The organism is Marinomonas pontica (assembly GCF_026191375.1).
Lineage (GTDB): Bacteria > Pseudomonadota > Gammaproteobacteria > Pseudomonadales > Marinomonadaceae > Marinomonas > Marinomonas pontica.
The window spans coordinates 24990-45332 of record NZ_JAODTL010000049.1; the positions used below are offsets into that span (position 1 = coordinate 24990).

General features: G+C 43.6%; 17 protein-coding genes, 1 tRNA gene and 1 pseudogene. 16 read left to right on the forward strand and 3 right to left on the reverse strand.

All coding sequences use genetic code 11. The features are described from left to right. The first annotated feature begins 846 nt into the window (after positions 1–846). From N5P32_RS13410 to N5P32_RS13430, 5 genes and pseudogenes are all read left to right on the forward strand, one after another. Positions 847–2133, forward strand: coding sequence for an exodeoxyribonuclease V subunit beta (locus N5P32_RS13410; protein ID WP_409371107.1), 1287 nt, complete (start codon positions 847–849; stop codon positions 2131–2133). A gap of 109 nt (positions 2134–2242) precedes the next feature. Beyond that, positions 2243–4177: an exodeoxyribonuclease V subunit alpha gene (recD, locus tag N5P32_RS13415; RefSeq protein WP_265729540.1), complete on the forward strand. Its 1935-nt coding sequence runs from the start codon at positions 2243–2245 to the stop codon at positions 4175–4177. Positions 4178–4338: 161 nt separating this feature from the next. After that, a pseudogene (gene trpS / locus N5P32_RS13420) lies at positions 4339–5347 on the forward strand (tryptophan--tRNA ligase). An 11-nt stretch (positions 5348–5358) separates the two neighbouring features. Then, positions 5359–6225, forward strand: coding sequence for a Tim44 domain-containing protein (locus tag N5P32_RS13425; RefSeq protein ID WP_265729541.1), 867 nt, complete (start codon positions 5359–5361; stop codon positions 6223–6225). A gap of 105 nt (positions 6226–6330) precedes the next feature. Further along, complete coding sequence (locus N5P32_RS13430) at positions 6331–6840, forward strand: chemotaxis protein CheW (protein ID WP_265729542.1); 510 nt, start codon at positions 6331–6333, stop codon at positions 6838–6840. 109 nt (positions 6841–6949) lie between these two features. Here the strand turns inward: N5P32_RS13430 and N5P32_RS13435 are convergent, their stop codons facing one another. Beyond that, the gene (locus N5P32_RS13435; protein WP_265729543.1) at positions 6950–8248 is read right to left on the reverse strand and encodes an inosine/guanosine kinase; all 1299 of its coding nucleotides are present in this window, start codon (positions 8246–8248) and stop codon (positions 6950–6952) included. 88 nt (positions 8249–8336) lie between these two features. Here N5P32_RS13435 and N5P32_RS13440 point away from each other — a divergent pair, with 88 nt between their 5' ends. Both N5P32_RS13440 and trxB read left to right on the forward strand, forming a co-directional pair. Continuing rightward, the gene (locus N5P32_RS13440) at positions 8337–9107 is read left to right on the forward strand and encodes a HesA/MoeB/ThiF family protein (protein WP_265729563.1); all 771 of its coding nucleotides are present in this window, start codon (positions 8337–8339) and stop codon (positions 9105–9107) included. A 128-nt stretch (positions 9108–9235) separates the two neighbouring features. After that, positions 9236–10189, forward strand: a complete 954-nt coding sequence (gene trxB / locus N5P32_RS13445) for a thioredoxin-disulfide reductase (RefSeq protein WP_265729544.1) — start codon at positions 9236–9238, stop codon at positions 10187–10189. A gap of 100 nt (positions 10190–10289) precedes the next feature. On the opposite strand, the gene ppa is transcribed toward trxB, so the two are convergent. Further along, positions 10290–10820 (reverse strand): inorganic diphosphatase, encoded by a 531-nt coding sequence (gene ppa, locus N5P32_RS13450; protein WP_265729545.1) that lies wholly within the window; start codon positions 10818–10820, stop codon positions 10290–10292. A 208-nt stretch (positions 10821–11028) separates the two neighbouring features. Here ppa and ihfB point away from each other — a divergent pair, with 208 nt between their 5' ends. From ihfB to N5P32_RS13475, 5 genes are all read left to right on the forward strand, one after another. Further along, entirely contained in the window at positions 11029–11334 is a 306-nt protein-coding gene (gene ihfB, locus N5P32_RS13455; RefSeq protein WP_265729546.1) for an integration host factor subunit beta, read from the forward strand. Between the two features lie 74 nt (positions 11335–11408). Continuing rightward, positions 11409–11732 (forward strand): LapA family protein, encoded by a 324-nt coding sequence (locus N5P32_RS13460; protein ID WP_265729547.1) that lies wholly within the window; start codon positions 11409–11411, stop codon positions 11730–11732. A gap of 14 nt (positions 11733–11746) precedes the next feature. Next, entirely contained in the window at positions 11747–12916 is a 1170-nt protein-coding gene (gene lapB / locus N5P32_RS13465; protein ID WP_265729564.1) for a lipopolysaccharide assembly protein LapB, read from the forward strand. A gap of 57 nt (positions 12917–12973) precedes the next feature. Then, the gene (gene pyrF / locus N5P32_RS13470) at positions 12974–13681 is read left to right on the forward strand and encodes an orotidine-5'-phosphate decarboxylase (RefSeq protein ID WP_265729548.1); all 708 of its coding nucleotides are present in this window, start codon (positions 12974–12976) and stop codon (positions 13679–13681) included. A 147-nt stretch (positions 13682–13828) separates the two neighbouring features. After that, positions 13829–14143 carry a ComEA family DNA-binding protein gene (locus N5P32_RS13475; protein ID WP_265729549.1) on the forward strand — a complete coding sequence of 105 codons (315 nt, stop codon included), beginning with the start codon at positions 13829–13831 and terminating at the stop codon, positions 14141–14143. Between the two features lie 65 nt (positions 14144–14208). Here the strand turns inward: N5P32_RS13475 and N5P32_RS13480 are convergent, their stop codons facing one another. Beyond that, positions 14209–15900 carry a SulP family inorganic anion transporter gene (locus tag N5P32_RS13480; RefSeq protein WP_265729550.1) on the reverse strand — a complete coding sequence of 564 codons (1692 nt, stop codon included), beginning with the start codon at positions 15898–15900 and terminating at the stop codon, positions 14209–14211. 247 nt (positions 15901–16147) lie between these two features. Between N5P32_RS13480 and uvrB the strand changes: the two genes are divergently transcribed. The 4 genes from uvrB (at position 16148) to dptF (ending at position 20341) form a co-directional block, all read left to right on the forward strand. Then, complete coding sequence (uvrB, locus tag N5P32_RS13485) at positions 16148–18175, forward strand: excinuclease ABC subunit UvrB (protein ID WP_265729551.1); 2028 nt, start codon at positions 16148–16150, stop codon at positions 18173–18175. A 32-nt stretch (positions 18176–18207) separates the two neighbouring features. Continuing rightward, positions 18208–18396, forward strand: coding sequence for a hypothetical protein (locus N5P32_RS13490; RefSeq protein WP_265729552.1), 189 nt, complete (start codon positions 18208–18210; stop codon positions 18394–18396). Positions 18397–18478: 82 nt separating this feature from the next. Beyond that, positions 18479–18555 (forward strand) — tRNA-Val (locus tag N5P32_RS13495). 196 nt (positions 18556–18751) lie between these two features. Then, positions 18752–20341, forward strand: coding sequence for a DNA phosphorothioation-dependent restriction protein DptF (gene dptF / locus N5P32_RS13500; RefSeq protein WP_265729565.1), 1590 nt, complete (start codon positions 18752–18754; stop codon positions 20339–20341). Positions 20342–20343 lie beyond the last annotated feature (2 nt).

The window sequence follows — 20343 nt, forward strand, 5'->3', positions numbered from 1 at the left end:
TTTTACTACGCAAGCGGAACCCTTTCGAGTAGCGGGAATTCCTTTCGTGGAAGTACAGGACCGTGGCGTTGCCAGTGGCTTTTCTCGACAAGGTCAAACACAAGCCGCACTACAGTTTTTGTATCAACGCAGTGACGAGCCAGTTTCGTCGAAAGAGTATCGTCAAACCATGGCGGAATCCTGCGCGGCGCATCTCCATGAAATCTTACTGGAAGGTCAGCAAGGGCAGGCGCTCATTGATGGCCAAGGCGTGCGACCAAAAGACGTTGCCTTGTTGGTAACCAACTTTAGCCAAGCCAATGCCCTAAAAGACGCGTTACGCCAACGTGGTATTGCCAGCGTGTATTTGAGTGATAAAGGTTCCGTATTTGAAACCGTTGAGGCGCGAGAACTACTGATCGTGTTGACGGCGATTTTATCCAATGGGCAAGAAAGCAAGCTGCGTTCCGCCTTGGCAACCAGTTTGGTCGATTGGTCATTGGAAGACTTGGACACGCTGAATCACGACGATGTCGTGTACGAAAAATGGGGGCAAGCTTTCCGTGATTATCTAGAAATCTGGGACAAACAAGGCTTGTTACCCATGTTGCGCGAGTTTATGCAGGACGTGGCTTTAGCGGCGAACATGCTAAGCCATACCGGTGGTGAACGCCGCTTAACCGACTTTTTGCATTTAACCGAAGAAAGTTACAGCAAAAGTCCCTTGAGTTGGATTCTAAAGAAGGGGTTTTACGCTATCTCAGATTGGCGATTCAAAACCCGAACGGCAACAGTGACGAGCAAAAGATTCGCCTTGAAACCGATGCGGAATTGGTTCGAATTGTCACCATTCACAAAAGTAAGGGCTTGGAATACCCCATCGTGTATTTGCCGTTTGCGTTTACGCCATATCGAGATAAAGAAAAATCGGCTTTGTATCACGATGCGCAACAGCAATTGTGGATTGCTATTGATCCTGATGAAACGCAAACCGAGCTTCATAAGGAAGAACTGTACGCAGCGGAAATTCGCTTGGCGTATGTGGCGTTAACGCGTTCCAAAGAGGCGTGTTTTATTGGTTCAATGGAAGTGGGTAAAAGCGCGAATAAATCCCATGGCGCTGTATCAGATGTTCACCTTAGTGGCGTTGGCGCTTTGATTAGCGAAGGCGAGCCGCTGGAAGCTGGTGACTTGTACCCAAGTATCGAACGTCTTTGTGAGCGCTACCAAAATGGACAAATGGGCTTGCTGGAATTGCCTGAGGAACCACCGCGTTTGCCGCGCTTCAAGATGGATCAGGCGCAATTGACCGAGCCTCATGCAAGAGCCTTTACCGGACGCGTGGAACGAGATTGGTGGGTGGGAAGTTACTCCTCGCTGGTGGTAGAAGACAAAGAGCAACACGACGAAAGTGTGCCTGGCTTGGATGAAACCACACGCTTGCTGGATCCATTGGCGGAAGACGTTGATGTAAAAGACAGTCAAGAAGCGCCAGAGCAAAATCGCTTTACTTTCCCCAAAGGCGCCAAGCCGGGGACATTCTTGCATGACACACTGGAAGGCAAAGCGCTTCATGATGTATCGAGCAATCCGAGCTTTAACGATTTATTAAAAACCAGTCACCATAAGTTAATGGCGGATTTTTATGAACGTCAGGGTTTTGATGAATGGCAAGATGTATTGAGCGAATGGCTGCCAGACATAGTGAATACTGAGCTAATGGCGGGAATGAGTTTAGGGAGTTTGTCGCCATCGGCTTGCCGAAAAGAGATGGAGTTTTTTATTCCGGTGACTGGCATGAATGCTTTGCAATTGGATCGTATTTCTCGCGAACACGATGAAGTGTCTCGTGTTGCGCCAATGATTCAGGATCGTCCGTTAAAAGGCATGCTAAAAGGCTTTATCGATTTGCTGTTCGAATACCAAGGGCGCTATTACGTGTTGGATTATAAATCGAACTATTTGGGCGACGACTTTGCTGATTACGAACCAGAGAGAATTGGTTCATGCCATTGCCGAGCACAGATACGATTTGCAATATCAGCTTTATACCTTGGCGTTGCATCGCTTGTTAAAGCAGCGTTTGCCACACTACGATTACGAAAAACACGTGGGTGGCGTGGTGTATTTGTTTCTCCGCGGTATGCAGCCTGAACAAAAAGCGGTGTTTTCCAAAGCCGCTTAAGTCTTGAGCATGTTACCGCTTTAGACAAGCTGTTTAGTGGCGAAAGCGATAAGCCAGAAAATCACGAGGCGGTACAATATGGACTTTTCTAATCAGCTAGGTTTGCTCGACGCTCTTGATGAAAAAGCGCTTGAGGAAAGTCCATCTGCTACGACGTCATTCAGTTTGTCTGCTTGGCAAGCCAAGGGCGTGTTAAGAGCGATTGATTGCCAGTGGATTGAGCAGCTGGCGCAACATGCGAAAGAAAGCAATCCAGATGACAATAAGAGCGCGGTTTATATCGCTGGCGCTTTGTGCAGTGCGTATCTTGGTGCGGGGCATATTTGTATCGATCTAGCGACCATTTGGCAACGTCCGCCAGAAGGTATTGATTTAGACGAGTTACGAACGGCATTACATCCTAGCGGCGTAAATAGCGTTTCTGCTTGGTGCGAATCTCTGCAAGCAAGTCGCTTGGTGTCTTCTGCGACAAGCTTAGCTGAACGACCTATGGTATTGGCAGGCACGCGTTTGTATTTGTATCGTTATTTTCAATATGAACAACAGGTGCTGAATTATCTTAAAGGTCAATTTTCTGTTGCGCCTTATGCTGTGAATGCCGATTTGTTAGCGCAACTATTCCCTAACCAATCCGATACAGTGGATTGGCAACAAGTCGCGGTTGCCAATGCGGCGAGTTTGCCTTTCTCTGTGATCAGCGGTGGTCCCGGAACTGGCAAGACAACCACTGTGACTCGCTTGTTGGCCTTGCTGGTGGCTCAATCATTTGCGGAAGGTAGGTTGTTACGTATCGAGCTGGCCGCACCAACCGGTAAAGCGGCGGCGCGATTGACGGAGTCCATCTCAAAGGCCAAAGCGGATTTGCCATTAAGCGATGACATTAAACGTGCCATTCCTGAACAAGCTAGCACCTTACATCGCTTATTGGGTAGCGATTTTGGGCGTAGTCGATTTAAGCATAATAAAGAAAATCCTTTGCATCTGGATGTGTTGCTGGTGGACGAAGTGTCCATGGTGGATTTGCCCATGATGGCGAAGTTGATTGATGCCATGCCACCTCATGCTCGACTGATTTTATTAGGCGATAAAGATCAACTCGCCTCGGTAGAAGCGGGCAGTGTGTTAGGGGATTTATCTTATGGCATCGAAGAGGTTTACTTTCAACCAGAATGGGCTGAGCGACTAAGTTATCTTACTGGGGAAAATCTGGCGCCGTTTGGTAATCCGTCGGCACCGCCAATAAGTCGAGCGCTGACATTGCTGCGCACCAGTTATCGCTTTGATGCGAATAGCGGTATCGGTCATTTGGCAAAAGCGATGAACGCAGGTGATAGCCAAGCGGTATTGGGTTGTCTTCAATCTAATTACGCCGATGTAGAGTGGCGAGTACCAGAAGAAGGGCAAACTAAAGCTGATATTGCGACTCTTGCTAAAGGTTACGATAACTATTGGGAGGCGGTGCGCCAGAATCTAGACATTACCAAGCTCTATGAGGTGTTTTCCCGTTATCAGATTTTGACCGCGGTTCGCCAAGGCGAGTTTGGTGTCGAGAAGATCAATGCGCAACTAGAGCAATACTTCTATCAGCGTGGGCGAGTAAAAGACCCGCATGTTTGGTATCCAGGGAAAGCCGTGATGCTAACCCGAAACGATGCGGCATTGGGGCTGTTTAATGGTGATATCGGTCTTTGTATGCCTGATGAATTTCAGCGTCTTCGTGTCTGGTTTATGCAGCCTGATGGCTCTTTTACCGGCTTGCTGCCGAGTCGTTTGAGTGAATTTGAAGTGGTATTTGCAATGACAGTGCATAAATCCCAAGGTTCTGAGTTTGATCAAGTTGCTTTGTTGCTGCCTTTGACGCCATCGCCAGTCTTGACCAAAGAATTGCTATATACAGGCATCACTCGGGCGAAAAAATCGTTCACCTTGTGGGGAGGGAGCGGACTCATTCGGGCAGCAACCAGTACACGCATTCAGCGATATTCTGGGCTTGTTAGCGCGCTTTGGGATTGATATTGATGTATTCGCCTCCACTAATGAGAAACGCATCAAAAAAGCTTGTAAAACATCAGGCTAAATAATCGAAATGTGCGATTCTTGCCATGGTTTTTTTGTGATAGGGTAAGCGGCGTTTACAGTTTAGACATCCAGTTTAGTAGGAAAGAGTAACAACAATGGCAAAAGAAATTGTTTTAACCGGTGTTACCACCACAGGCACTCCGCATTTAGGTAATTATGTGGGAGCAATTCGTCCAGCGATCGAAGCAAGCCGTCAAGACAATACGGAATCTTACTTCTTCCTTGCGGACTATCATGCGTTGATCAAGTGTCAGGATCCTGAACGTGTGAAACAGTCTCGTTTAGAAATTGCGGCGACCCGGCTAGCGTGTGGCTTGGATACCGATAAAGCAACTTTTTACCGTCAGTCTGATATTCCTGAAATTGCCGAATTAAACTGGCTACTGACTTGTGTTACTGCTAAGGGGTTGATGAACCGCGCTCTATGCTTACAAAGGCGCCGTTGATGAAAACCTTGCCAATGATCAAGATCCGGATTTTGGTATTACTATGGGCTTGTTTTGTTACCCAGTATTAATGGCAGCGGATATTTTGGCGTTTAACGCACATAAAGTCCCTGTTGGCCGTGACCAGATTCAGCATATCGAAATGGCGCGCGACATAGCGGGGCGTTTTAACCATTTATTTGGTGAGCACTTCGTTTTACCTGAAGCGGTTGTTGGTGAAGAAGGTTCTATTCTGAAAGGCCTAGACGGCCGTAAGATGAGTAAGAGTTACAATAATACCATTCCATTATTTGATACTGAGAAAAAGCTGCAAAAAGGGATTAATAAGATCAAGACAAACTTGTTAGAACCTGGTGAAGCGAAAGACCCAGATGATTCTACCGTGTTTGATATTTATAAGGCGTTTGCTACCCCTGAACAAACGGCGCAGATGCGTCAGAACTTTGCGGACGGCATTGCATGGGGTGAAGCGAAGAAGGAACTTTTTGCTCTAGTTAATGGTCAACTGAGTGAGCCGCGTGAAAAGTACCTTGAGTTGATGGCCAATCCTGCACACGTAGAAGACATTCTGCAAGCTGGGGCTGAAAAAGCGCGAGCTCGTGCACGTAGCATGATATCAGACTTACGCAGTGCCGTCGGTTTGGTCAATTTTAAATAAAGGAGAGTTTTGTGAGAACAACCGTATTTGCCATGTTCATGGCGTTTGTTTTGGCAATTGGCGCGGGTGGTTATAGCGCTGATTTACAAGCAAAATCAAAGTTTGGCGGTGGCAAAAGTTTTGGTAAAAGCTTTTCTGTGTCTAAGCCGAAAGCGGCGCCAGCAAGTACAACCAATTCTACAGCTGCTGCGGCCGGTGCTAAAAAACCTGGCTTTTTAGGTGGTTTAGGTGGCGGTCTGTTGGGTGGCTTGTTGGCGGGTGGTATTTTTGCGGCCTTGCTAGGAAGCGGTGCATTTGATGGCATTTCTTTCGGCGATATTTTGTTATTTGCTGTGATTGGCTTCTTGATTTACAAGTTCTTCATCGCGCCAAAACGTCGTGCTGCTCAAGCTAACGCGGCAGGGACAAATGGCATGTTCCGCGAAATGCCAAATTCGACTCGTGATAGTGTTCAGCCTTCTCCAATGTCCGGTATGACTGGGTTTGGTGCTGAGCCTGAGATTAAGCTACCACCTGGTTTTAACGAGCAAGCTTTTGTCGCAGAAGCAAAAAATCATTACATCGCTTTGCAAAAAGCATGGGATGACAATAATTTTGATGAGATCTTGGATTACGTTAGCCCAGAACTTTACAACCTCTTGGTTGCAGAACGTGCAACACATGGTGATGACAAGCCTCGCACCGAAGTGATTTCCTTGATGGTTGAACTGGTTCGTGGTGAATATATTGGTTCTATTGCCTCCATTTCTTTGCAGTTTTCTGGCTGGATTAAAGAGGGGGATCAGACATCCGATACCAATGAAATTTGGCACTTGGAAAAGAACATGTCTGAGCCTAATGCAAACTGGACAATAGTTGGTATACAACAAGACAACTAATTGTTACTTAACTTTGCTCGTAGACTCATCACATATTGTTTAAGCTAGACAAAGCTTGTGATGAGTTCTACATTACTCTTATTAAATTGAATATGGATGTGAGCCATGTCTGAATTAGCGCCTATTAAAGAAAATGGTAACGCCTTGTCGGAAACGAAGAAAGGTGAGTTGTTGCAATACCTGACATTTAAACTGATTGACGAGACCTATGGGATTAACGTCATGCAGATTAAAGAAGTATTGCGATATAGCGAAATCGCTCCGGTTCCTGGTGCACCATCTTATGTATTAGGTATTGTTAATTTACGTGGTAATGTCGTGACGGTTGTCGACACTCGTGTGCGTTTTAGTTTGCCTGAGTGTACGATCACAGACGATACTCGAATCATCATCATTGAACACGACGGCGAACAAGTTGGCTTGTTGGTTGATGCGGTTCAAGAAGTATTCTACTTGTATCAAGGTGAGATTGAGCAAAGCCCTAGTGTTGGTAATGATGAAGCTTTGATGTTTATTCAAGGCGTTTATCAGAAAGAAGAAGAATTGGTTATTTTACTTGAGCTGAACCGTATGTTTGAGCGTAATGAAGCGCTTGGCATAGAAGCGATGAACTAAGCCCGAAAACGGTTTTCAAAGCCAATTTTTTAAAGCAAATTCAAATAAACCATGCCGTTGAGCATGGTTTTTTTATGTCTGCGATTTGTTTATAAATCGTGGTTAATACTTATCTTTCCCAATACGCTTCTTCTAAGCTGTCTTCTCGCTCTGGCAATCCTTTCGATAAGCGTGACGCATTTTGAGCCAGTATTTCATAACTCACACGATTGGAATATTTACAGATTTGCGCAAAAGAAGAATACGCAAGAAACGAAGCTAAATGTTTGCTGGAGTTTGGAATTGCTTCTTTGTGAAAGTGATTGGCGGAAATATCATGCAGCAAAGCCGATAATGCGCCATCACCAGCACCGTTGGTATTGCGGATTTTTTCGGGCCCACCCATATAAGGGTCAATATGAGAAAAGACCTTTACTGGCTGTTTACAGGCTTTGCGTAACATTGGGCGACTGAATTCCCAGCGGTTAAAATCGGCTAAGCTGCCAGACTTAATTGGGTTGGTGGTTTCGCGTTTTAGGTCGTTATCAGTATGACCGCACAAATACATACCATCTGGACCGGCGGTGAGTAAGACCATGTCGACATGGTCTAAAATTGCACTGGCGGCTTGCAGAGGATCCGAAAAGCCTGTTAATGCTTCCGCTTCTAATTCATTCATTGCTAAAACATTGACGTAGTTTTTAATCAGTTCGAGCAATTCTTCGCGGTTGTCTTCTACAAGGTGCTTTGTACCCAGTGTTAGTACCGTTGGCACGTTATGCTGATGAGCATATTCCAAGGCTTTTAGCATGGCTTGTTTGATGGGTTTGCCTTGGTGACGTAATGGATACGCGCAAGTGACCAATGCTGCACCGCCAGCTATGATGTTTTCTGGGATGTGATCAACATCTAACTCGTCCATATCGCCTGGGGCGATAGCAAAAGTGCGTTCGCCATCTGGGGTAATTAAAGTAATGCCACGACCAATGTCACCGGGAACGCCTTGTAAGTGATTCATATCGACTTTGCTGCTGGTATGGCAAATATAATGGTAAGCTGGTGACCCTAAAGTAATGTTGGCCGACATGACGCCAAGCAAGACAGATTTATCATCGGCCAGTACCGAGTAGTTGTGTATCGTGTTGCCAATGGTGCCGCCAGCAAAATGGTCTGAGATGCTGTTTTGTGCCGTGAGCTCACTATAAATAGCGGAAGCGGTGTCAGCATCGACAAGATTCGATAAGCCTTTTTGGATGTTGAAGGTGTCCAAAAATTGATCAGAGACATTGGCAACTACATCGACAATGGTTTCGTCCAAGCCAACAATGTAGGTATCTTTATCGGGGCGAACTTCCGATGTCGGCAGAACGGGCTTTGGTTGAGATACAGGAAAATAGTGTTTGAGTTTGCGTCTGCCGGGAAACTTCATAGTAATGCTCGTGGATAAAGATAATGTAGCGAGTTTAGCAAAGAATTGACCAGTCGGGCAGGATAACTAACAAGAAAGTAAGGTGAAAATGAACGAAGCAGAGTTAGATCGTTACAGTCGGCAGTTGTTATTGCCTAATTTCGATATTCAAGGACAGTTAAACCTTTCACAAGCAAAAATTTTGGTGATTGGTTTAGGAGGTTTGGGAAACATTGCGGCTACGTATTTGGCCACTTCCGGAGTGGGGCAGCTGATTTTGGCGGATGGCGACCAACTAGAAAGCAGTAATTTGCCGCGCCAAGTTCTGTATGATGAAAACCAGATCGGCGTAAATAAAGTTGATGCGGCAGCGAAGCAAATTGCGAGTAAGAACGCTCTCGTCCAAGTTGAAACCATTGCGCAGAATTTAACGGGTGAGTGTCTGTTAAACGCAGTGGAGCGCGCGGATGTTGTGTTGGATTGCACCGACAATTTTACGGCTAGGCAAGCGATTAATCGTGCTTGTATGACAGGAAAAAAACCGTTAGTCAGTGCCGCTGCGATTCGTTGGGAAGGGCAGTTAGTCAGTTTTTTGTATGGTCGAGAATCGACCCCTTGTTATGAGTGTTTGTATCCTTCTTTATCTGATCATCAGTTGAGTTGCAATGAAAGCGGCATTGTCGCGCCTGTGGTTGGCTTGTTAGGTGTGTATCAAGCGCTAGAGGCGCTCAAGTTAGCAAGTGGTTGCGGAAGGGTTAAACATGGCGTTTTGAGACTTTTTGACGGCTTTGAGGGAAGTTGGCGTGAAATGCGTTTAACTCAGGACCCAGAGTGTTCAGCTTGCGTAATTGAAAACAATGGGATGCTTGAAAACTCATAGATAGTCCCTATTTTAGTAATTAATATTTTTCTCTAAGTATTCCAGCGAATTTTCGTTAGAATTCACCACAGTATTTTTAGCCCGCCATTTTTGGTGTTGGGCAAGCATTCATTTACAGGAGCAATGACATGAGCGATGTGAAACACGCGAAATTAATGATTTTAGGTTCTGGCCCAGCTGGTTATACGGCCGCTGTTTATGCCGCTCGCGCGAACCTTAATCCTGTGATGATTACAGGCATGCAAATGGGTGGTCAGTTGACCACAACCACCGAAGTAGATAACTGGCCAGGTGATGATCAAGGCGTGCAAGGTCCAGAATTAATGGAGCGTATGCGTAAGCATGCTGAGCGTTTTGAAACGGAAATTATTTTTGACCACGTAAATAAAGTAGATTTGCAAAACCGCCCTTTCCGTTTGGAAGGTGACAGCGGTGTTTATACTTGTGATGCCTTGATTATTTCAACTGGCGCCAGTGCTCAATATCTTGGTATGGAAAGTGAAGCCAAATTCATGGGGCAGGGCGTATCGGCTTGTGCGACTTGTGATGGCTTTTTCTACCGTAACCAAGATGTAGCCGTTATTGGTGGTGGTAACACAGCTGTTGAAGAAGCTCTTTACCTTGCTAACATCGCGAAAACAGTGACCGTCATTCACCGTCGAGATAAATTTCGCTCAGAAAAAATTCTGTCTGATAAGTTGTTAGAAAAAGCCAAAAATGGCAATGTAAAAATTGAATGGCACTCTGAACTGGATGAAGTGTTGGGCGATGATGCTGGTGTGACTGGTGTGCGAATTAAAAACAACCAAACTGGCGAAATGAAAGACATCGCGGTTGCAGGTTTGTTTGTGGCGATCGGTCACAAGCCAAATACAGACATTTTCCAAGGTCAATTAGAGATGAACGATGGCTATTTGAAAGTTCAATCTGGTTCACACGGAAACGCGACTCAAACAAGCATCGAAGGCGTGTTTGCAGCGGGTGATGTGTCTGATCACATTTATCGTCAAGCAATTACATCCGCGGGTACTGGCTGTATGGCTGCACTGGATGCGGAGCGTTTTCTAGACTCTCAAGAATAGTTCTTTTAGGCGAAAGCCAAATTAGGACGATGTCAGAGGCAAAAAAACCGATCCAAGGATCGGTTTTTTTGTTTTCAATAACGCGTTTAGAGCAAACGAATTACTGAGCGTTGTATGCTTCAATGCCTTCAACGATGGCTTTTTTCGCTTCTTCTGCGCTCGCCCAACCTTCTACTTTCACCCACTTGCCCTTTTCAAGGGTTTTGTAGTTTTCGAAGAAATGTTCGATCTGATCACGTAGCAATTGTGGAATGTCGTTCACGTCTTGGATGTGACCGTATTCTTTACTTAGTTTTTCGTGAGGAACGGCAACCAATTTTGCGTCCATGCCAGCTTCGTCAGACATGTTCAATACGCCAACAGGACGGCAGCGAATGACGGAACCTGGAACCACTGGGTACGGTGTAATAACCAATACGTCAACTGGGTCCCCATCGTCTGCCAACGTGTTGTTTACGTAGCCGTAGTTAGCAGGGTAAAACATTGGCGCAGTCATAAAACGGTCAACAACAAGCGCGTCCATATCATGGTCAACTTCGTATTTTACTGGGTTCGCTTGAGCTGGAATTTCGATGATTACGTTGATGTCATTTGGCGCATCTTTGCCTGCAGGGATATTGTGATAGCTCATTATAATTTCTTCCAATGTGGTAAATATTGGCGATATTATAAAAGCTAGAGTGCTTCTATGCTAGTTGTGGAAGCAGTCCATTCGTAATATTCTCTATTTCCATGGAATAAAATAAGTAAAAACGGCCTTAAAATACGTTAACTTATTGCTTTCTTTCTGAATTTAGCTAGTCTTACACTGTGATCAAATTATAGTCGCGAGGACAGTAATGACAAAATCTGAGCTGATAGAGCTGCTAATCGATCAGCAATCCCATTTGCCAGTGAAAGATGTAGAGCAAGCTATTAAGGCAATGCTAGAACATATGTCTGATTCTTTAGCGAATGGTGAACGCATTGAGATAAGAGGCTTTGGGAGTTTTTCTCTGCATTATCGAGCGCCAAGAATTGGCAGAAACCCTAAAACAGGTGAATCTGTTGATCTAAGTGCGAAATACGTGCCGCATTTTAAACCAGGTAAAGAGCTAAGAGAGTTGGTTAATTTGCCTGATGATGAGATTAATGAACTTAACTAATTTACATCTTATGCCTCGAAATTCTTGAGCTATCACGGCATAATATCGCCATTCTAATGTTGGTAGGTTGTTTTATGCTTAAATGGCTGAAGAGAGTTATTTACATCGTTCTTGTTACTTTTTTTCTCGCCGTTGGTGTGTTTTTTGCCATCCGTAATCCGCAACTTATTCCTCTTGATCTTGTCTTTTGGCAAGGGCCAGAACTCAGTGTCGCCTTGTATATTATCTTGTCCTTTACAGTGGGGGCTTGTGTGGCTCTTTTGGTAAGTTCTGTTGCGTATTTGCGCAGTGAACGACAGATCAGAGTATTGACGAGACGATATGAAAAAGCCCGTGACGAAGTCGACGCACTACGTAAAGCCTCTATTACGAAAGAGCTTTCTGTAGGGAAGGAGTAATCGAGTTGACTGAAATGGGATTGTTTTTGGTTCTGTTTGTCGCCCTCTTTGTTGGCTGGGCAATGGGCCGAAAAAGCCCGACCAAAAAAAATAAATCAGTCAAAAAAAGCATTCCAACGGACTACTTTCGTGGTCTTAATCATTTACTCAATGACCAACACTCCGAAGCAATCGACGCATTTGTTGATTCATTAGAAGTCAATTCTGACACCTTTGATATTCACCTTACCTTAGGCAATTTATTCCGTAAAAAGGGTGAAATTCAGAAGGCGATTAATATTCATCAAAGCTTACTGGCTCGTCCAGAAATATCACAACGTGAAATGCGTATGGTGCAGCTGGAGTTGGCAAGTGATTTTATGTCGGCAGGTCTGTTGGATCGTGCTGGCCGTTTGTTGCTAAACATGGCTTCGACATCTCGTAAAACGGAATTTCAGCCGAAAATATTGGCGTTGCTTGTAGATCTTTATGAGTTTGAACAAAGTTGGGATAAAGCGATTCAGATTGGCTCTGAGTTGATTAAAGAAACACCGAGTAAGAAAGAAATAAAGCGGCTAGCGCATTTTCATTGTGAGATGGCGCAAGAAATGCAAAAAAAAGAGCATTGGAAACCGGCTTTTCAGCATTACAAACAGGCATTAGACGTCGATTCTAGCTGTATACGGGCCAGTATTGGTGCTGCTGATGTGTTGAACCATCAAGGCCGTTACCGCGATGCTATTAAAGAATTGAAACATGCGGTAGAGCAAGACCCAGAGTTTATCTCCATTATCATCCCCCAGTTAAAAGCCTGTTACCAAAAAATATGGGGGAGCGGCGGTTATATCAAATTTTTGCAGGAACAGAACCAGAAAAAGCCGTCAACGGCTCTGATTATGGCGCTGGTTCAGCATTATATGGAAACCGATAAAGATTATGCTGAGATGTTCCTGGTTGAGCAGCTGAGATTGCATCCGACTATAAAGGGATTTAAAGAGTTGATCAGTTTGCAACTTGCCGATTCCCAAGGATATAACCAGCAGCATTTAGTGGTTTTGTTTGAACTCATAGATCAACTGGTTCAAGTCAAACCCAAATACCAATGCCGTCAATGCGGCTTTCCTGGTCACCAATTACATTGGCAGTGCCCGAGTTGTAAAAATTGGGGTGTTGTTAAGCCGATTCATGGTTTGGAAGGTGAATAACTCCATCCAGCCAATACGAACATATTATTGATAGAAACTGAAGAAAGAGGACACTGAATGAGCTGCCAATCCCCTATAGTGGTTGCCCTAGATTACCCAACCATGGCGCAATCCATTGAGATGGCGAAACGACTTGACCCAAAACAGTGTCGAGTCAAAGTCGGTAAAGAGCTGTTTACCACATCGGGTCCTGCCATTTTGGATGAACTGCATAAATTAGATTTTGATGTATTTCTTGATTTAAAATTTCATGATATTCCCAATACCGTGGCAAATGCGGTAAGTGTGGCGGCCAAAGCGGGCGTGTGGATGGTGAATGTTCATGCCTCAGGTGGGCGTCGTATGATGGAAGCCTCGGCGAATGCGTTGCAAAAATTGACGGACCACAACACCTTATTGATTGCCGTTACCGTGTTGACCAGCATGGATCAAACGGATCTTATTGAAATCGGTATCGACGCAACGCCTGAACAGCATGTTAAGCGTCTTGCTGCATTGGCTAAATCTTCCGGTATGGACGGTGTGGTGTGTTCTGCTCAAGAGTCCAGTATGTTGTCTGCGGATTTGGGCAAAGACTTTGTCTTGGTGACTCCGGGAATTCGACCTGCGGGTTCGGACCAGGGAGATCAAAAACGTATTATGACACCAGCTGAAGCCATGGCCGCAGGCAGTCATTATCTGGTAATAGGTCGCCCCATTACACAAGCGCAAGATCCCATTGCTGTGCTGACTCAAGCAAATGCAGAGTTGGGTGTGGCGGTTTAATTCACACTGTCGACTGTTGCAGTTTGTTAAAAAAGCTTTTACTCTAAAACCACTTTCTACTTCTACTGTATTGTTGATTTGGAAAGTGGTTTTTTATTGGCATGATGCCGTCTTTGCGTTTTTAAAGAGTTTAAAAAGGATGTTTCTATGACGAATGTAAATCGTATTTTTCGCGTTTGTATTGCTCGTTCACTTCTTGTTGTTTCTTTGGCTTTTATGCCGCTCTCCGTGTTTGCCGCGACCCCCTTGGACATTAATACCGCTACAGCCGCACAGTTTTCTGCCGTGATGTCTGGTGTGGGTATGAAAAAAGCAGAGGCCATTGTGGCCTACCGTGAAGCCAATGGCCGCTTTGAAAGTGTCGATCAGTTGTCTAGTGTGAAGGGAATAGGAGAGGGACTTTTAGTACGCAACAAAGAGCTTATTCGTGTTGTTAGTGAAGAGTCTGCTAAAAAACCATAAATTGATATTCTAAAGGACGCCAAGCACAGACTAAGTGAGTTCTGCTTGGCGCTCCGTTAAAGCGTTTATCGCCTGATGTTGTGTAAAAAAACCTTACCGCTGAGGTTCTCGATCAGGCTAGAGCCTTTCAATTTGTCCATTACGGGGCCTTTGATTTCTGACAAATGCAATGTAATCCCTGCGGATTTTAATCTGTCATCAATGGCTTCTAAACTCGCTAATGCACTCGCGTCAATCATGTTTACCGCGTTACACATCAGAATTAAATGTCTTGTGTTCTTGTGTTGAGAGACGAGGGTTAAGACATAGTCTTCCAGTACTCTGGCATTCGCAAAGAACAAATTTTCATCAATACGAACTGTCATAATATTAGGCGTTGTTTCCACATCAAAGCGTTTTACGTTACGAAAATGTTCTGTCCCTGGCAGTCGACCAACCACGGCAATGTGTGGGTGGCTCGTGTGCCAAAGAAAGAACAACAATGACAACGAGACACCAACAATGATTCCAGTTTCCATGCTGATAAACAGCACCACAAAAAATGTGGCCAACAGACCCAATGCTTCTTGTTTAGAAAATCGGTAAAGCCGAGTAAAGTCCTTAAAATCAATTAGTTGAAGGATTGACGTGATAATGCAGCTTGCCAACACGGCAGTGGGCAGGTAATAAAACAATGGCGTTAAAAACAGCAGCGTAAAAAGCATGAGTAGCCCTGTTAATATTCCTGTCATAGGCGTTGTTGCTCCAGCACTGACGTTGACCACGGAGCGAGAGAATCCGCCTGTCACAGGAAAAGAACCACTAAACGCGGCTCCTAAATTTGCTAATCCTAACCCAACAAGCTCTTGGTTCGGGTTGATGCTTTGCTTGCGTTTTGCGGCAAAGGACTGAGCAACAGAAACAGAGCCGACAAAGCCAACGATGCTGATTAAAAATGCGCCCGGTAACAGGTCTATTAGCGTATCAAGCGTGAAATATTCAACAGGAATAGTAGGTAAATGGTTGTTAATACTACCGACAATTTTGATGCCTAATGAGTCTAAAGAAAAAGCAGCAACGCAGCTGGTAGTAGCAACTACGACGATGACAGGCCCAGATTTACCCAACATATTGGCGGTGTTTTCCGATAATCCAAGCTTGCTTAGGGTAGTGGTTAGATGGCGTTTGAGAAGGACTAAGGAAAGCACGGAAATGATGCTTAAAATAACAGTCGGCATATTGATGTCTTCAATATGCAGCATCATGCTTTGCCCCAACTCAATAAGATTATTACCTTGGGCTTGTACCCCAATTAAATGTTTGAATTGCCCAACGGCGATCAAAATAGCAGAAGCGCTGATAAAACCAGAAATAACCGGATGACTTAATAAGTTGGACAAAAAGCCCATTTTTAGCAGACTCATCATTATCAAAAAAACACCGGATAAAAACGCTAACATGATAGCGATAGCGGCATAATGATCGCTGCTAGATACTGTAAAGGGCGCTAGAATAGTGGCTGTCATCATGGAGGTAACGGCGACAGGCCCTACAGCCAGAGTGCGACTGGTGCCAAATAAAGAATATAAAATAGAAGGAATGATGCCCGCGTACAAACCAACGACAGCAGGCAGCCCCGCTAATAAGGCATACCCCATACTCTGTGGAATCAGCAGAATAGTGGCGATAAAACTGGCCAGGATATCTGCTTGCAGTTTAGATCGTGAATACTCTTTGATCCATGCCGAAGCTGGCAAGTATTTTTCAAGCTTGTTCATGAAGCGTGCTCAGGATAGATGCGAAAAAAGGCCACCTAAAAGACAAATAAGCGTTTTGAATTATTAGGTATAAGTATATCCCCTTATGTTATATAGCGTGACTTGGTTGGTAAAGTCGAATCTGGGGTGTTTTCTTTTTTGAGTCTTTTTTTGTCTCAATGGGGCAAGAATATGAGAGGAAACATCAGACGCTAAATAAAAAATTTGTTAATCTACGGGGTCGATAGTAAAGCCTAGGGAAAAAATTGTGTCGCAAGAGTTTCAAGTTGTTTCATCTTATTCGCCTGCGGGTGACCAGCCTAAAGCCATTGAAAAATTGGTTCGAGGGGTGGAAGCTGGCTTGGCTCATCAAACCCTGCTTGGGGTGACGGGGTCGGGTAAAACCTACACCATTGCCAATGTTATCTCGCAAGTGAAACGCCCAACCATTGTCATGGCGCACAACAAAACCTTGGCAGCACAGTTATATGGCGAATTTAAAGAGTTTTTCCCTCATAACGCTGTAGAGTATTTTGTTTCCTACTACGACTATTACCAACCTGAAGCCTATGTGGCTGCGTCCGATACCTTTATTGAAAAAGACGCCTCGGTCAATGAACACATAGAGCAAATGCGGTTGTCAGCGACCAAAGCCTTACTGGAACGCGACGACGTTATTATTGTCGCCACTGTCTCCGCCATATACGGTTTGGGGGATCCGCAATCCTATTTAAAAATGATGTTGCATCTTGATCGCGGTGACAAAATAGACCAGCGAGATGTCTTGCGTCGTTTGGCTGAACTGCAATACAGCCGCAATGATTTGGTATTGGAGCGCGGTAATTTTCGTGTTCGCGGCGACGTTATAGAGGTGTTTCCTGCAGACTCTGAAGACACGGCTATTCGTATCGAATTGTTTGATGATGAAGTCGAAAACTTATCGATGATTGATCCGTTAACCAATAAAACATTGCGAAAAGTGCCCCGTGTGACCATATACCCAAAGACGCATTACGTCACACCACGAGAAACAATCGAAGGGGCAATTGACCGTATCAAGGTAGAATTAGACCAGCGACTTGAGCAATTAAAATCCCTTAATAAACTTGTCGAATTGCAGCGTCTTGATCAACGAACGCGATACGATTTGGAAATGATGCAAGAGCTAGGTTATTGCTCAGGGATTGAAAACTACTCTCGCTATTTGTCTGGTCGTGAAGAAGGCTCACCGCCGCCGACGCTATTTGATTATCTGCCGCCTAACGCACTGTTGGTGATCGACGAATCTCACGTGACTGTGTCGCAAATTGGCGCCATGTACAAAGGTGATCGGTCTCGTAAAGAGAACTTAGTGGAATATGGCTTCCGCTTGCCCTCGGCTCTTGATAATCGTCCAATGCGCTTTGAAGAATGGGAACAAATTAAGCCTCAAACCATCTTTGTTTCCGCCACACCGGGGAAATATGAAGAAGAGCATCAAGACTGGGTAGTGGAGCAAATCGTCCGTCCGACTGGGTTGATCGATCCGATTTTAGACGTTCGCCCAGTCGCTACTCAAGTGGATGATTTACTGTCTGAAATCAACCTGAGGGTTCCTATTGGGGAGCGTGTGCTCGTGACAACGCTGACAAAGCGTATGGCAGAAGACTTGAGTGACTACCTGAGTGATCATGGTATTCGTGTGCGCTATCTTCATTCAGATATTGATACGGTTGAGCGTGTCGAGATCATTCGTGATTTACGCTTGGGTGAGTTTGATGTCTTGGTTGGGATCAACTTATTACGGGAAGGTTTAGACATTCCTGAAGTGAGCTTGGTTGCGATTCTCGATGCGGACAAAGAAGGCTTTTTGCGGTCTGAAAAATCCCTCATCCAGACCATAGGTCGAGCCGCCCGTAACGTGAATGGTAAAGCCATTTTGTACGCGGATCGGATCACGGGTTCCATGGAACGTGCGATCAGTGAAACTGATCGTCGCCGTGAAAAACAAAAAGCCTACAACGAAGAACATGGTATTACGCCAACCGGTATTACAAAATCCGTTGAAGACATCATGGAAGGCGCGTACAACCCTGGCGCAGGCAAGCGTGGCAGCAAGGCGAAAAAAGTCGCCGAGACCGCCAAAGATTACCAAGTGGAAAGCATGGAAGACGTGGCACAAGTACGTAAAGCTATGATTCAACTGCAAAAAGAAATGATTCAAGCTTCTGAAGAGCTGAAATTCGAACTGGCGGCGGGTTATCGAGATCAGATTCGCCAGCTACAGAAAAAATTAAAAGACGTTGGAGAGTCCTAGACCTTAGGTTTGAAAACAAAAAGGAGCCTAAAATGGCCATCACTTTACGGAATTACAATATAGTCCGCGTTATCGACAACGGCGTGATAGTGAATTGCACCGTCATCGAAATGTGCTATGACTATGCGCTCGTTAAGTTTAAAGGTAAAAAATACAAAGTGCCGTATGGTTTAATAGACGAAGTGATTGGCCATGAATTGCTCGTTCCAGTTAACGAATAATGGTGTGAAAACAAAGACTTTAAAAAATACCAACGAGGGCTTGTCAAAACCAAACCTCTGCGTATAATAGCCAACACTTTTTAGGACTATAGCTCAGTTGGTTAGAGCGCTACCTTGACATGGTAGAGGTCAGCAGTTCGAATCTGCTTAGTCCTACCAAAATTTATACTTACTCCTCAGTAAGTTACGAAAGCCGAACCCAGTGTTCGGCTTTTTTGTATCTGATTTTGGCCCATTTTTGTCCCACCTTTGGCCCATTTGTGTCCTATTCCTCAAAAATGTAGCAAAATGCATGACCTTTACAGTATAGTAAAAGAAACTTTTTTTGATTAATAGGGATTAAAAATTGAAATTAGTGGAAGCATTTAGTGTACTTTCAAAGTCTTCGAAATACTCTGTATCAACATTACGCACAGATAATACTGTAGATGAACTACAAGAGCTAAAAGATCATCTTTATATTACTCCTGATATTCAGACCGAATTTGAAGGTGCATTAGAAGACGCGTTGACACGGACGCACACTAATAGCATTATTTGTTTATGTGGAAGCTCAGGAGATGGAAAATCTGAAATCTTGACTCAGCTATACAAAAAATTTTGTAATTCAATCGATTTCCATTTAGATGCCACCCATAGTAATAGCCAACACAAATCAGCTATAGACTGTTTAGATGAAAAGTTTGATTTGTTTAAGCTAAGCAACAAACCTTTAGCTATTGGTATCAACATTGGGATGCTTCAAAAGTATATTAAGCAAGGAAGCAATCGGCATAATGATATCAAAGAGTCTTTTGAAGATTATTTTAAAAATAGACATATAAAAGGCTTTGTATCAAAAACAGTTAGTTTTTATGATTTCGAATGTTATCCACGATTAAATTTTTCATCTTCCAAAATAACCTCAGATTTCATATCTAAATTTCTAGGTAAACTCACGGAAGAATCACCAAATAACCCTTTCTATAAATGCTACAAATTAGAAAAAAACTCTTACGTTTCGAAAAACTTTCAGGTTTTATCGTTACCTTCATTTCAAAATAAGTTAATTGAACTATTTGGATTAGCGAGACTTTTAGAAGAGCAATTCCTTATCCCCCGAATTTTCGTGGATTTTATCTATCAAATATTAACAATGGAAAATGAAAATGGCATTGTTGGAAATGTTTTTACTAAATTTGATAATGAATATAGCCGATGCTTTACGAAATTAGATCCGATTAAGTTACGCAGTCAAGTACTAGATAGCTTTTACCTCGAATATACTACTCAAACTTTGTCATCTGTAGTGCAAGATGACATTAACATACTGACATCTTTTACTAACTTCATATTAACCCCTGAAGGAATTGTGAGAGCCGCATATCTCTTGGGGGAAGAAACTCTAAAATCATCATTAGCTGATTTCTCAAAAAAAACATTTTTACAAAAATCGCTCACAAATTACTTGAGTTTAATTAATATATTTCAAAAAAGTGAACTAACGAGTGAAGACGAAGATTTATGTTTAAACATTGTAGAAGAGTTAATAGTTAATTCTGCATTGGAATACTCTAATAGACTTTTACCTTTTAAGGTTGATGGCTTTATCGTTAGTAGAAAGCTAAAAGATTATTTAATCTGTAACAAGGTGAATATTCAAGCAGACTTAGACTGGATAGAAAGTCATAAATTAAAATCAACAGACATAATCCCAATTCCGCTAATTATAAACAATGAACCTGTCTATATATTTAATATTGATCTCAATACAATGATTCAAGCTGTTTTTATCTCGAATGGTTTTAGACCCAACCGTCAAAACTTAGAAACTATTGCTAAGTTTGATGAGCTTATTTCACATATTGTAGACCGAACTATAAAAACCGAATCAATGAAATTGATAAGCAATAATAAAACTATTTCTGTTAGTAAAAATAGAAGTAGATATACAGTTGAGGTATAGGA

Coding starts and splice junctions, on each gene's coding strand:
- N5P32_RS13460 (WP_265729547.1), top strand. CDS start 11,409: ATGCTTAAATGGCTGAAGAGAGTTATTTACATCGTTCTTGTTACTTTT.
- N5P32_RS13430 (WP_265729542.1), top strand. CDS start 6,331: ATGTCTGAATTAGCGCCTATTAAAGAAAATGGTAACGCCTTGTCGGAA.
- lapB (WP_265729564.1), top strand. CDS start 11,747: ATGGGATTGTTTTTGGTTCTGTTTGTCGCCCTCTTTGTTGGCTGGGCA.
- N5P32_RS13435 (WP_265729543.1), bottom strand. CDS start 8,248: ATGAAGTTTCCCGGCAGACGCAAACTCAAACACTATTTTCCTGTATCT.
- ihfB (WP_265729546.1), top strand. CDS start 11,029: ATGACAAAATCTGAGCTGATAGAGCTGCTAATCGATCAGCAATCCCAT.
- N5P32_RS13480 (WP_265729550.1), bottom strand. CDS start 15,900: ATGAACAAGCTTGAAAAATACTTGCCAGCTTCGGCATGGATCAAAGAG.
- pyrF (WP_265729548.1), top strand. CDS start 12,974: ATGAGCTGCCAATCCCCTATAGTGGTTGCCCTAGATTACCCAACCATG.
- N5P32_RS13490 (WP_265729552.1), top strand. CDS start 18,208: ATGGCCATCACTTTACGGAATTACAATATAGTCCGCGTTATCGACAAC.
- ppa (WP_265729545.1), bottom strand. CDS start 10,820: ATGAGCTATCACAATATCCCTGCAGGCAAAGATGCGCCAAATGACATC.
- N5P32_RS13440 (WP_265729563.1), top strand. CDS start 8,337: ATGAACGAAGCAGAGTTAGATCGTTACAGTCGGCAGTTGTTATTGCCT.
- recD (WP_265729540.1), top strand. CDS start 2,243: ATGGACTTTTCTAATCAGCTAGGTTTGCTCGACGCTCTTGATGAAAAA.
- N5P32_RS13475 (WP_265729549.1), top strand. CDS start 13,829: ATGACGAATGTAAATCGTATTTTTCGCGTTTGTATTGCTCGTTCACTT.
- trxB (WP_265729544.1), top strand. CDS start 9,236: ATGAGCGATGTGAAACACGCGAAATTAATGATTTTAGGTTCTGGCCCA.